This is a genomic window from Pseudomonas sp. ASL3, assembly GCF_056680425.1.
Map to the genome: position 1 here is coordinate 140,653 of NZ_CM155281.1, position 13,324 is coordinate 153,976.

Consider the following 13,324-nt stretch of genomic DNA (forward strand, 5'->3'; position numbering starts at 1 on the left):
CGATGTCGATCCCCTGAGTGCGCGTTGGCGCACTCAGGGGAAAGATGGGCCAGTGCTTCTTAGATTTTTACGTCGGGAGCTGGCTTGTCGGTAGGGGTGGCAATCAGCGCTTTCAACTGGTCGCTCATCGGGAACATCAGGTTCAGACCCTTTGGCGGGATCGGCTGGGTGAACCACTTGGCGTAGATGGTGTTGATTTCGCCCGAGGCATAGGTTGCCTTGATGGCGTCATCCACGGCTTTCTTGAACGGGGCGTCTTCTTTGCGGACCATGCAACCATAGATTTCATAGGATTGCGGAGTGCCGGTCACGGCCCAGTCATCAGGCTTCTTGGCTTTGGCCATTTCGCCTGCGAGCAAGGCGTCATCCATCATGAATGCGACCGCGCGGCCGGACTCGAGCATCTGGAAGGATTCACCGTGGTCTTTGGCGGAGATGACGTTCATGCCCATCTGCTTGTCGGCGTTCATCGACTTGAGAATGCGCTCGGATGTGGTGCCCGCCGTGGTCACGACGTTCTTGCCTTTGAGGTCAGCGAAATCTTTGTAGACGGAATCTTTCTTGGACAGCAAGCGGGTGCCGATTTCGAAGATGCCGACCGAGAAGTCAACCTGCTGCTGACGCTCGGCGTTGTTGGTGGTGGAACCGCACTCGATGTCTACAGTGCCGTTTTGCACCAGCGGGATGCGGGTTTGCGAAGTGACCAGGTTGTACTTGACCTTCAGGTCCGGCATGCCGAGGTCTTTCTTGATGGCTTCGACGACTTTCAGCTGGATGTCGTGGGAATAGCCAACCGGAACTCCGGATGCGTCAGCGAGATAGGAAAACGGAATGGAAGCATCGCGGTGTCCGAGGGTGATGGTGCCGGACTCTTTGATTTTCTTCAGTGTGCCAGTGAGTTCGGCAGCGAAAACTGGAGTGCTAATCAGAGCGGCAGCGATTGCTGCGCCCAAAAGATGGGGAACGATGCGCATCAGTTAATCCTCGACTTTGTTTTTTTTATGGAACCGAAGTGGCGGTCCTCTCAATCAGCGAATACCTCAACGACGGCCCAGTCAGGGGCGCACGCTACGGTCGACGCATTTGACAGAAAGTGTAGAGCAGGACTCATGCCAAGCTCGCGACAAGGATTAATACATTGATTTAAAAGGATTTTATTTTGATTTTTAAAGCCCTTTGCACACGGTGCGTCCGGTGGGCCGAACTAGTGGGTGTGGTTCGTTCGGAAAACCGAATGGCTTGAGCCGGGATCTGCACAGCCTCCTCGTTGCAAGGAGGCTGGTTGCTAGGGTCTGTTGACGTTTGGTCGCGGTCGTCACCAAACGTCAACAGACCCTAGGAGGGTCAGGCGGCTTCGATGCTGCTTTTATTGCGCGCGACGGTGTCGAGGTATTCCTGAACGCGCAATTGTTCGCCAGGTGTGGTGAACAGGCCCAGCTTGGTACGACGCCAAAGGATGTCTTCGGCATTCATGGCCCATTCCTCGCTGCACAGGTAATCGACTTCCCGGGTATAAAGGCCGCCACCGAGGTGCTCGCCCATATCGGCGAGGTTTTGCACGCCTTCGAGCAAACGCCAACTGCGGCTGCCATAGGTGCGGGCCCATCGCCGTGCGATTTCAGTGGGCAGCCAGTCGAAGCGCGTCCTCAGTTCGCTAGTCAAAGCGTGTGGCGTGCTCATGTTTTCGCCGCCCGGCAGGCTGGCAGTGGCGGTCCAGCTTGGCTTCATCTGCGTGAAGAAGGGCGCGAGTTGCGCCATCGCCGACTCGGCCAACTTGCGATACGTCGTCAGCTTGCCGCCAAACACCGAGAGGATCGGTGCTTCTTCAGCGCTGCCCGACAGCGACAGCGTGTAGTCGCGGGTGATCGCCGAAGGGTTGTCCGATTCGTCGTTGCACAGCGGACGAACGCCTGAGTAGGTGCGTTGGATGTCGCTACGGCTCAGTTGTTTCTTGAAGTGTTCGTTGACCACTTTGAGCAGGTAGTCGATTTCGCCTTCGGTGATCGACACTTTGCTCGGATCGCCCTGATATTCACGATCCGTGGTACCGATAATGGTGAAGCGTTCCAGGTAAGGAATCGCGAAGACGATGCGTTGATCTTCGTTCTGCAGGATGAACGCGTTTTCGCCTTCGTACAGTTTGGGCACGATCAAATGGCTGCCCTGAATCAGGCGGATGCCATAAGGGGAGTCGAGTTTCAGGTCGTCACGAATGAACTTGGCGACCCAAGGGCCAGCGGCGTTGACCAGTGCTTTGGCGCGAATGGAAAACAGACTGCCGTCGGCGCGCTCCATGTTGAGGTTCCACAGGCCCTTGCTGCGACGAGCATTGATGCAGCGCGTCTGGGTGTGGACGTGAGCACCGTTTTCGCGGGCGGCCATGGCGTTGAGCACCACCAGGCGGGCGTCGTCGACCCAGCAATCGGAGTATTCGAAACCCCGGGTGATCGTCGCGTTGAGCGGGCTGTCGCTGCCAAAGCGCAGGCTGCGCGAGGCGGGCAGTTTTTCTCGTTTACCCAGGTGGTCGTACAAAAACAGACCGGCACGGATCATCCAGGCCGGACGCAGGTGCGGACGATGGGGAAGCACGAAACGCATCGGTTTGACGATGTGGGGTGCTTTGGCCAGCAGCACTTCACGTTCGGCCAAGGCCTCGCGCACCAAGCGAAATTCATAATGTTCGAGATAGCGCAGGCCGCCGTGGATCAGCTTGCTGCTGGCCGATGACGTGTGGCTGGCCAGGTCGTCCTTTTCACAAAGGAATACTGACAGGCCACGACCGGCTGCGTCCGCTGCGATCCCGACGCCATTGATACCACCCCCAATGACGGCGATGTCGTAGGTTTCGGAAAGCGGTAGCACGGGCAAGGTGGAGTGGGGCATCGGATGGCCTCTTTACTTTAATCTTCGAATGTCGAATTCGAACATTTATGTTCGATTACGAAAATCATAGCGCAATAAAGAAGATGCAGCCAGTCAAGACCCATTGAAAATACTGATCAAGGCAATAGAAAAGGAAAAAAACCGAACATTAGGGCGCGGGGAATCAGTTACACCGCGTCGCGCCCTTCGCGAATGAATTCGCTCCCACGGGGATCCGGGATCAACCACACATTTGGGGCCAGCCAAGATCAGCAGATCAGACCACTTCCACCCGAATCTTGTGCTGCGTCAACAACTGCATCAGGGCCGGGACGGGTGCCTGGTCGGTGACCAGACAATCGATCAGGCTGATCGGGCCCAGGCGGACCATGGCGTTGCGTCCGAACTTGCTGGAGTCGGCGGCCAGCAGCACTTTCCGGGCGTTGGCGATGATCGCCTGGGAAACGCGCACTTCCTGATAATCGAAGTCCAGCAAGCTGCCGTCTTCATCGATGCCGCTGATGCCGACCAGGGCGAAATCGACTTTGAACTGATTGATGAAGTCGACACAGGCCTGACCCACCACACCACCATCGCGGCGTACATTGCCGCCGGCCAGCAGGACTTCGAAGTCATCCTTGCCGCTGAGGATCGATGCGACATGCAGGTTATTGGTGATGATTTTCAGGTGATTGTGATTGAGCAGCGCCCGGGCGATGGATTCGGTAGTTGTGCCGATATTGATGAACAGCGAGGCGTGGTCCGGGATCTGCGCGGCGATGGCTTCGGCGATCCGTTGTTTTTCATCGCGCATCTGGTCCGCTCGCATGGCGTAGGCCGTGTTCTCGATGCTTGAGTCATAGGCTGCGCCGCCGTGGTAGCGGCGCAACAGGCTCATTTCCGCCAGTTGATTGATATCACGGCGGATGGTTTGCGGGGTCACGATAAACAGTTGAGCCATTTCTTCGATGCTGACGTAGCCGCGTTCGCGTACCAGTTCGAGGATCTGCTGCTGGCGGGGAGGCAGATTCATTGTTTTGATTTTCCTTCAGGCTGCCAAGCAAATGGCGCCCATGATGCCGCAGGCCACCACCACCTGTCACAAGTTGTATGAAAACTACGCTTTCATACAACTTGATCGCCGGAAACTCATACTGCTCCCCGCCCTTGTGGGCGTTTATCGATCAGTTACTTTCTTCGTGCGGTTCCCAGTCGCGGGTGCGGCTCACGGCTTTTTTCCAGCCAGCGTAGAGCTTTTCTTTTTCCGCTTCGGCGAGTTGCGGTTCGAATTCGCGCTCGATCACCGCTTTGCTACGCAACTCGTCGAGGCTGCTCCAGAAGCCGACGGCCAGGCCCGCCAGATAAGCTGCACCCAAGGCAGTGGTTTCGCGCATTTTCGGGCGTTCGACCGTGGTACCGAGGATATCGGCCTGGAATTGCATCAAGAAGTTGTTGGCCACCGCACCGCCGTCCACGCGCAGGGCTTTGAGGCGTTCGCCGGAGTCCTGTTGCATGGCATCGAGTACGTCGCGGGTCTGGTAGGCGATGGACTCAAGGGCGGCACGAATAATGTGGTCGACCTTGACCCCACGGGTCAGACCGAACAATGCGCCACGGGCATACGGGTCCCAGTACGGTGCGCCCAGACCGGTAAAGGCTGGCACCAGATAGACGCCGTTGCTGTCCTTGACCTTGCCGGCGAAGTACTCGGTATCCGTCGCGTCATTGATGAGCTTCAGTTCGTCACGCAGCCATTGAACGGTGGACCCGCCGTTGAACACAGCACCCTCCAGGGCATAAGCGACTTCGCCACGCGGGCCACAGGCGATGGTGGTGAGCATGCCGTGAGCGGACTGCACGGCTTTTTTGCCGGTGTTCATCAACAGGAAGCAGCCGGTACCGTAGGTGTTTTTTGCCTGACCGGGTTCGACGCACATCTGGCCGAACAAGGCTGCTTGTTGATCGCCAGCAATACCGGCGATAGGGATGCCGCTTTTGCTGTGCCCGTAAACTTCGGAGGATGAGCGGACGTCTGGCAGCATCTCGCGCGGGATATCCAGCACTTGCAGCATCTTTTCATCCCATTCCAGGGTATGGATGTTGAAGAGCATGGTGCGCGAGGCGTTGGTGTAATCGGTGACATGGACTTTGCCGCCGGTGAATTTCCAGATCAGCCAGCTATCAACGGTGCCGAACAGCAACTCGCCCTTGCGTGCGCGTTCGCGGCTGCCTTCAACGTGGTTGAGAATCCATTTGAGCTTGGTGCCAGAGAAGTACGGGTCGGTGACCAGGCCTGTGGTTTCGCGGATGTAGTCTTCGTGACCATCACGCTTGAGCTGTTGGCAGATCTCAGTGCTGCGACGGCATTGCCAGACGATGGCGTTGTAGATAGGGCGTCCGGTTTCCTTCTCCCAGACCACCGTGGTTTCACGCTGGTTGGTGATGCCGATGGCGGCGATCTGGTCGTGGTGCAGGTCCGCCTGGGCCAGCGCCTTGGTCATGCACGCGGTCTGGGTAGCGAAGATTTCCATCGGGTCGTGTTCGACCCAGCCAGCTTGCGGGTAATGCTGGGCGAACTCACTTTGCGCGATGCTGACCACATTGGCATCGCGGTCGAAAATAATCGCTCGTGAACTGGTCGTGCCCTGGTCAAGGGCAATGATGTAGTTTTTATTTTGTGTGTCGGTCATGTCGATTGCCTTGCACTTAATGAGTGGGGTTCAAGATGAAGCCTGGACTTTGCCACCGGCGATGGCAGCGTCCTGTTTTTCTACAACGACAATGGCGCTGGGCAGATGACGGGCGATCAGCCCGCGATAGCCTGCGGCACCGAGGCAGGCGCCAAGGATTGGCGCAAAAATCGGAATCAGAAAGTACGGAATTTCACGGCCACCGGTAAACGCCATCGAGCCCCATCCCGCGAAGAATGTCATCAGCTTAGGGCCGAAATCCCGCGCAGGGTTCATGGCGAACCCGGTCAGCGGACCCATGGCGCTGCCGATCACGGCGATCAGCAAGCCGATCAACAGCGGCGCCATCGGGCCCTTTGGCAAGCCGTTGTTGTCGTCGGTCAAAGACATGATCACGCACATAAGAATGGCGGTAATCACCACTTCGACCAGAAACGCCTGACTAGTGGAAATCGCCGGGTTGGGGTACGTCGAGAATACTGAAGCCAATTCAAGGCTGGCCTGCGTGCCGCGAATCATGTGATGCACTTGTTCGAATTCGAAGAACAGGCTGATGTAAAGTCCGTACACCAACGCGGCCGCGCAGAAGGCGCCGACCACTTGGGCGGCGATGTAGAACGGCAGTTTTCTTTTTTCGAAGTCACCAAAAATGCACAAAGCGATGCTGACAGCTGGATTGAGGTGAGCACCGGAAACACCTGCGGTCAGGTAGATCGCCATGCTGACGCCAATACCCCAGATGACACTGATTTCCCACAAACCAAAGCTGGCACCAGCGAGCTTGAGCGCTGCAACGCAACCGGTCCCGAAGAAGATCAATAGCGCCGTGCCTAGAAACTCGGCCACGCATTGGCCGGTCAATGTGGGTACTTGTAGCGGTGGCTGAAGAACAGTTGTCATGGAAACCTCCTTATTGTTGTTTTTTTCGAGCGCTGCCCGAAGATCGTCAGCGCTCATTTTTTGCCTGATTGGAGAAAGTCCCATTTCCGCTCAGGCCACGAGCATAGTTCAGTACGAGCTGAAAATATTCGTTATCGAAAAAATATAGACAAGAAAGAATACTGTCAAAGGTCGAAAGTGAACCGTAGGCCATTTTTTGACCGCCGGTCCTTGGTTCGTTGCTGGTTTTATGTAGAAAACGTCTTGTTGCGCGTTCGTGAACTTCGCGTATGCAGTGAGCAACGAGTCCGATATAGGCCGAGTATCGCGACCAATAGGGTATTTTAGCGGCATATGTCTTAAAGTGGCGGCATCGATCTCAACGCCCAGCGACCCCCGGAGAGCTGCATGACCCCAGCATTGGATTTGTTGAAAAAAGTTCGCGCCGAGCACCGTATTCACAGTTACGAACACGACCCCAAGGCGGCGTCCTACGGATTGGAGGCGGCGGAGAAGCTCGGACTGGAACCTGCCCAGGTGTTCAAGACCTTGCTTGCAGCGACCGAAAAGGGTGAATTGTTGGTGGCGGTGGTCCCGGTTGTGGGGAGTCTTGACCTCAAAGCACTCGCGCATGCTGCCGGTGCGAAGAAAACCGAAATGGCTGATCCGGCAGCGGCCCAGCGCGCCACGGGCTATTTGCTGGGCGGCATTAGCCCGCTGGGGCAGAAGAAGAGGCTACGTACCTTTATCGATCAATCTGCCCAGTCCTTCGCCACAATTTTCGTCAGCGCCGGGCGCCGGGGCCTGGAAGTGGAACTTCCATCCGCCGTTTTGGCCGAACATACTCACGCCACCTTTGCCGAGATCGGCCGCCCGTAGCATTCTGTATTGTCGATAACGGCATATTCTGTCACTGGCGGTGCGCTTGGCTGGCAGGCATGCTTGATGCAAATAACGATTCCAACAACAGCAGGGAAGTGCCGTATATGCAGCTTGAATTTCATCAGGTCGACGCCTTCAGTGATCGCCCGTTCAGTGGTAATCCGGCCATGGTCTACCGGCTCGACACCTGGCTAGCGGATGAGCTGATGCAGAGCATCGCAGCCGAGCACAATCTGGCAGAAACTGCATTTCTGGTCCGCGAAGCCCAAGGCTGGCATATCCGCTGGTTCACCCCGACCACTGAAGTCCCGCTGTGCGGCCATGCCACGTTGGCCAGTGCTCACGTGTTGTTCGAAGTCTATAAAGAGCCGGCCGAACGCATCGACTTCATTGCCAAGGCGGGCACTTTGAGCGTCACCCGGGAAGACGGTCGGCTGCTGCTGGATTTTCCGGCCATGGTGCCCGGTGTAGTGGGTGTGACTGTAGAGCTTGAACGCGCCCTGGGTGTGAGCATCGTCGATGTAATGGGCTCAACCGAGTTGATGGTGGTGTTGGCGTCCGAACAGGCGGTGCGTGATTGCAAGCCCGATATGGCGGCGTTGGCGCGATTGCCTTGGCCGGGCGTGATCGTCACCGCCATAGGTGACCAGCACGATTTTGTCTCGCGCTATTTCGCTCCGGGTATCGGTATTCCCGAAGACCCTGTGACCGGCTCGACCCATTGCAGCCTGATCCCGTATTGGTCGAATCGCCTCGGCAAACTCGGGTTGACCGCCTACCAATGTTCGGCCCGTGGCGGGGAGCTGCTTTGTCGTCTGGAAGGCGATCGCGTGAAAATCGGCGGGCATGCCACGCTGGTGGCGAGCGGTACATTGCTGTTGGGGTGAGGCATTCTCTGTAAGAGGGCCCGGTCCGTCTTCGACGCCGCGCTGTCGCGCAGCAAACTAGGTCCCCTGTAGGAGCTGACTTGTCTGCGAAAAGGGCCGGAGGACCTTCCAACGGTGGTGAATTCACCATTTTTGCCAGCGCTACGCACTGGATCGCAGACAAGTCAGCTCCTACAGTTTTCGGCTACTTAAAATACCACCAGCCGCTCAGCCTTCACCCGAACCCCCACCTCATCCCCCTCGCGATGATTGGCATGGCTGGAGAAGATGGCTTCCAGTGAATTGCCTCCTGGCGTCTGCAACCGATACAGCGTCGACGCGCCCTGAAAGGTTCTACTCAAGACCCGAGCCTTTAGCGCGCTGTCCTGTGCATAAACGATATCGTCCGGCCGCAGCAGCACATCCACGTCACCGCCCTTCGCCTGCGTGTTCGCGCGGTTGCCTCGAAGCACACCCAATTCGGTCTGTACCGATTTCGAATCGATCAGTTGCCCACGAATGAAATACCCCTGACCGATAAAGCTCGCGACAAAAGGCGTCAACGGTTCGTGATAAAGGTTGTAGGGCGTATCCCATTGCTCAAGCCGACCTTCCTTGAACACCCCCACGTGATCGCTGACGGCAAAGGCTTCTTCCTGGTCGTGAGTGACCAGAATCGCGCTGGTGCCGCGTGCCTTGAGGATATCGCGGACTTCATGGCTGAGGCGCCGCCGCAGTTCGCCGTCGAGGTTGGAGAATGGCTCATCCAGCAACAGCAACTGCGGCTCGGGTGCCAGGGCTCGGGCCAGTGCGACTCTCTGCTGTTGCCCACCCGACAGTTCGTGCGGGTAACGCTTGCCCAGCGTGCCAAGGTTAACCAAGTCGAGCAATTCGTCAGTCACCTGCTTGAGCTGCGGGTGTTTGCGAATGCCGAACGCGATGTTTTCTGCGACGCTCAGGTGCGGGAATAGCGCGTAGTCCTGAAAGACCATGCCGATCCGACGCTTCTCGGGGGGCAGGGTAAAGCCTGCGCGGGAGATCACTTCACCGGCCAGAGTGATGTCACCTTCATGCACCGGCTCGAACCCGGCGATGGCGCGCAGTGTCGTGGTTTTGCCGCAACCGGAGGAGCCCAGCAAGCAGCCGATATCACCGGCGTTGAGGTGCAGATTGAGATCCTGCACCACGCGTTGATCCTGATAGCCGCACGCCAGATTGCGCAGACTCAGCAGTACTGGCTGACTCATGCGTGGTGGTAGGCCGGCTCGACCAGAAACTCCAGCAGCGCCTTTTGCGCGTGCAGTCGGTTTTCGGCTTGATCCCAGGGCACCGCGCGGGGGTCGTCGAGCAGATCGAGGCTGATTTCTTCGCCGCGATGAGCCGGAAGGCAATGCATGAACAAGACGTCCTCGGCCGCCAGATCAAGCAACTCACGGGTCACTTGATACGGTGCGAACAAGGCCAGGCGCTTGGCGGTTTCTTCTTCCTGGCCCATGGAGGTCCAGACATCGGTGCTGACCAGATGCGCACCTGCAACGGCTTGCCGCGGGTCACGCAGGACGGTGACCCGGTCGCCAGCCAGCGCGAGGAATTCAGGGCTGGGTTCATAACCCTCAGGGCAGGCGACACGCAGCTGGAAGTCGAACTGGATCGCGGCTTCTATATAGCTGTTGCACATGTTGTTGCCGTCGCCGATCCAGGCCACGGTCTTGCCCTGAATCGAACCGCGATGTTCAAGAAAGGTTTGCATGTCCGCCAGCAATTGGCAGGGATGCAAATCATCGGACAGGCCGTTGATCACCGGAACACGGGAATTGGCGGCAAACTCCGTCAGGTTGCTGTGGGCGAATGTACGGATCATCACCGCATCGACCATGCGCGACATGACTCTCGCGCCATCGGCGATAGGCTCGCCGCGACCCAATTGGGTGTCGCGAGGCGACAAAAAGATCGCCTGACCACCGAGCTGGATCATGCCGGCTTCGAACGAAAGACGGGTGCGAGTCGAAGATTTCTCGAAAATCATTCCGAGAACCCGGTTTTTCAATGGCTCGAAGAGTACGCCGCGGTTTCGCAGGTCCTTCAGCTCTATGCCGCGACGAATCACGCTGACTAGCTCTTCTGGCGTGTAATCCATCATCGAGAGAAAGTGCCTTGCGCTCATCATTAACTACCTTTTTGCAACAGACCGCAGATGCTCAAAGCCGGGTTTTATCGGGAAAACGGGCGAGACCTGCGGCGAAAGCCGCACAGGGCGACGAATAGGGAAGGCGCGATGGTATAAGCAAATGTCGCGTATTGCCAATAGCGAGCTAACCTCAGGGAACTCAGAGGCATTTGTACACCGCGGCCCCGCGCCTTGGCAATTAGTGCCAATCCTGTAACAGTGACATTGCATTACCTCCAGCACAGACCTGAGCTGCTGCCTTCGGCTGACCATTTCATAAAAGCCGGGGCTGGGTTATAAATAGCGCTTGCTCAACGAAGGGGCTATGGGGAATGGATTCGAAAGAACAGCAACTAACGGAACTGCTCGGGCTCACGGCACGTACTCTGACGCACCTCACCGCATCGATGACGTCAATGTCATTCGAATTGCTACGCAGCAATGATGAAATTACCCGATCGGCCGGCAAGCGCATGATTGATCGCATGGCAACCATCAGCACCGGCCTCGATGAGCATTGGCGCCTGATTGGCGAACTGACCGGCGTACATGTCGCTCAGGAACAGATCGAAACCGTTCATGAACTGCAAATGCAGAACAAGATCGTCATCCCGCTAGACTGATGCCTGTTTAGAGGAACGGCATCGGCCTGCCTGATGCCGCCCGATTCACAAGACAAACGTCTCTGGCGTACTCGTCAGTCAGACTCCATAGTTTTGTTCCCGCGACCGTAAAGGCCGCTCATGACAAAATGATGAGACTGGCAATGACCAAGACTCTCCACCATCGTGCCTGCCATTTATGTGAAGCCATCTGTGGCCTCACCATCGAGACCATCACGGAAGAGGGTGTCGGGACCCGGATCTCCTCGATCAAGGGCGACGCCCTGGACAGCTTCAGTCGCGGTCATATCTGCCCCAAAGCGGTGGCACTGCAAGATATCCAGAACGACCCTGACCGCTTGCGTCAACCCATGCTCAGGGTAGGCAGCGAATGGCAGCCCATCGAGTGGCAGGCCGCGTTTGAGTTGGCCGCCGAACGCTTGTTCGCCATCCAGCAACGTCATGGGCAAAACGCGGTGGCGGTTTATCAAGGCAACCCCAGCGTGCACAACTATGGGTTGATGACCCATAGCAATTACTTCCTGGGGTTGCTGAAAACCCGCAATCGCTTTTCTGCCACCTCCGTGGACCAACTGCCTCATCACTTGAGCAGCCATCTGATGTATGGCCACGGGCTGCTACTGCCCATTCCCGACATCGACCACACCGATTTCATGCTGATTCTGGGCGGCAATCCGCTGGCGTCGAATGGCAGCATCATGACCGTCCCTGATGTCGAAAAGCGCCTTAAAGCTATCCAGGCCCGAGGCGGCAAGGTGGTGGTGGTCGATCCACGTCGCAGCGAAACGGCAGCGATTGCCGATCAGCACGTGTTCGTTCGTCCGGGTGGTGATGCAGCCTTGTTGTTCGGGCTGCTCAACACCCTGTTCGAAGAAAACCTGACCCGCGTCAGCCACCTGCCTGTGGATGGGCTGGATGAAGTGCGCGCAGCCATCGCCCACTTGAACGCCGAGGTGATGAGCTCGCGCTGCGGTGTGCCGGCGGAGCAGATTCGCCAGTTGGCGCGTGACTTCGCCCGTGCGGACAAGGCGGTGTGCTACGGGCGGATGGGGATTTCCACGCAGTCCTTCGGCACGCTGTGCCATTGGCTGGTGCAGCTGATCAATCTGGTCACCGGCAATCTGGACCGTGTGGGTGGTGCGCTATGCACGGAGCCGGCGGTGGATCTGGTCAGCTCGACCTCGGGTGGGCACTTCAATCGCTGGCAAAGCCGGGTGTCCGGTTTACCGGAATATGGTGGTGAGCTGCCGGTTTCGGCGTTGGCTGAAGAAATGTTGAGCGCTGGCGAAGGACAGGTCCGCGCGTTGATCACCGTGGCCGGCAACCCGGTGCTGTCGACGCCTAACGGGCGAAAACTGGAGCAGGCGCTCGATGGCCTGGAGTTCATGCTTGGCATCGACTTGTATATCAACGAAACCACGCGCTATGCCGACCTGATTCTGCCGTCGACCTCCGCGCTGGAAAACGATCATTACGACACCACGTTCAATATGTTCGCGGTGCGCAATGTCACGCGTTTCAACCGCGCCATTCTCGAAAAGCCCGAGGGCGCTTTGCACGATTGGGAGATTTTCGTTGGTCTGGCCCAGGCTTTTGCCGCGAGAGCCGAACGCGAGCTGAAACCGACGATATCGCCGGCACAGATGATCGACCGAGGTTTGCGCGCCGGGCTGTATGGCGATGCCAGCGAACACAGACTTTCGCTGGATAGGCTGCGTGATCACCCTCACGGGTTGGATCTAGGAGCGCTCAAGCCTAACCTGGAGCCGCGGTTGAAGACCGTCAATCAGAGAATTCAGGCAGCACCTGACGTGATCCTTGCCGATCTGGCGCGATTCGCTGCTGTGCAGGCCCCTCCGGCAGGGGAGCTGCTGCTGATTGGTCGTCGCCATGTGCGCAGCAATAATTCATGGATGCATAATTACCACCGCCTGGTGAAAGGCAAACCGCGTCATCAGTTGTTGATGCACCCGGATGATCTGGCCAGTCGCGGGCTGAGCGACGGGCAATGGGTTCGGGTCAGTTCGCGGGTCGGTGCGGTAGAGGTGCAAGTGTTGGGGAGCGTCGAGATGATGCCGGGGGTGGTCAGTCTGCCTCATGGCTGGGGTCACGCGCGCCCTGGGGTGCAAATGGGCATCGCCAGCGATCAGCCGGGCGTCAGCGCCAACGACCTGACCGATGAACGCCAATTGGACGAGCTGTCCGGTAATGCCGCCCTGAACGGCGTGCCGGTGCAAGTGGCCGCGGCGTGAAGCCAGCAGCAAATGGTCGGCAGAAAAAGGGGAGACCGAGCGTAGCGCTCGGGTTTCCGTTACAATGCGCCACCGTGCCGACAACTGAGTCGGAAAGTTCAGC

The 13,324-nt window shown here is 57.7% G+C and carries 11 protein-coding genes; 4 read left to right on the plus strand and 7 right to left on the minus strand.

Annotated features, from left to right (window positions below):
- Positions 1 to 59: 59 nt before the first annotated feature.
- The 5 genes from AC1MEE_RS00630 to AC1MEE_RS00650 form a co-directional block, all read right to left on the minus strand.
- Positions 60 to 974, minus strand: coding sequence for a glutamate/aspartate ABC transporter substrate-binding protein (locus tag AC1MEE_RS00630; protein WP_480413212.1), 915 nt, complete (start codon positions 972 to 974; stop codon positions 60 to 62).
- Between the two features lie 370 nt (positions 975 to 1,344).
- Positions 1,345 to 2,883, minus strand: a complete 1,539-nt coding sequence (gene glpD, locus AC1MEE_RS00635; protein ID WP_480413213.1) for a glycerol-3-phosphate dehydrogenase — start codon at positions 2,881 to 2,883, stop codon at positions 1,345 to 1,347.
- A gap of 256 nt (positions 2,884 to 3,139) precedes the next feature.
- Positions 3,140 to 3,895, minus strand: coding sequence for a DeoR/GlpR family transcriptional regulator (locus AC1MEE_RS00640; protein WP_480413215.1), 756 nt, complete (start codon positions 3,893 to 3,895; stop codon positions 3,140 to 3,142).
- Positions 3,896 to 4,046: 151 nt separating this feature from the next.
- On the minus strand, positions 4,047 to 5,552 hold the full coding sequence (glpK, locus tag AC1MEE_RS00645; RefSeq protein ID WP_480413216.1) for a glycerol kinase GlpK: 1,506 nt from the start codon (positions 5,550 to 5,552) through the stop codon (positions 4,047 to 4,049).
- Positions 5,553 to 5,582: 30 nt separating this feature from the next.
- Positions 5,583 to 6,452, minus strand: a complete 870-nt coding sequence (locus tag AC1MEE_RS00650; RefSeq protein WP_480413217.1) for an MIP/aquaporin family protein — start codon at positions 6,450 to 6,452, stop codon at positions 5,583 to 5,585.
- 387 nt (positions 6,453 to 6,839) lie between these two features.
- Here AC1MEE_RS00650 and ybaK point away from each other — a divergent pair, with 387 nt between their 5' ends.
- Together ybaK and AC1MEE_RS00660 are read left to right on the plus strand one after the other, a co-directional pair.
- A complete protein-coding gene (gene ybaK / locus AC1MEE_RS00655; protein WP_480413218.1) occupies positions 6,840 to 7,310 on the plus strand; it encodes a Cys-tRNA(Pro) deacylase in 471 nt (156 codons plus the stop codon).
- A gap of 107 nt (positions 7,311 to 7,417) precedes the next feature.
- Positions 7,418 to 8,200 carry a PhzF family phenazine biosynthesis protein gene (locus AC1MEE_RS00660; RefSeq protein WP_480413219.1) on the plus strand — a complete coding sequence of 261 codons (783 nt, stop codon included), beginning with the start codon at positions 7,418 to 7,420 and terminating at the stop codon, positions 8,198 to 8,200.
- Positions 8,201 to 8,388: 188 nt separating this feature from the next.
- Here AC1MEE_RS00660 and AC1MEE_RS00665 read toward each other — a convergent pair whose 3' ends face one another.
- A complete protein-coding gene (locus AC1MEE_RS00665) occupies positions 8,389 to 9,426 on the minus strand; it encodes an ABC transporter ATP-binding protein (protein ID WP_480413220.1) in 1,038 nt (345 codons plus the stop codon).
- On the minus strand, positions 9,423 to 10,343 hold the full coding sequence (argF, locus tag AC1MEE_RS00670; RefSeq protein ID WP_480413221.1) for an ornithine carbamoyltransferase: 921 nt from the start codon (positions 10,341 to 10,343) through the stop codon (positions 9,423 to 9,425). Before argF ends, AC1MEE_RS00665 begins: the two co-directional genes overlap by 4 nt.
- A gap of 335 nt (positions 10,344 to 10,678) precedes the next feature.
- On the opposite strand from argF, the gene AC1MEE_RS00675 reads away from it, so the two are divergent.
- Positions 10,679 to 10,969 (plus strand): hypothetical protein, encoded by a 291-nt coding sequence (locus AC1MEE_RS00675; protein ID WP_480413222.1) that lies wholly within the window; start codon positions 10,679 to 10,681, stop codon positions 10,967 to 10,969.
- Positions 10,970 to 11,112: 143 nt separating this feature from the next.
- Positions 11,113 to 13,221 (plus strand): molybdopterin oxidoreductase family protein, encoded by a 2,109-nt coding sequence (locus AC1MEE_RS00680; RefSeq protein WP_480413223.1) that lies wholly within the window; start codon positions 11,113 to 11,115, stop codon positions 13,219 to 13,221.
- Positions 13,222 to 13,324 lie beyond the last annotated feature (103 nt).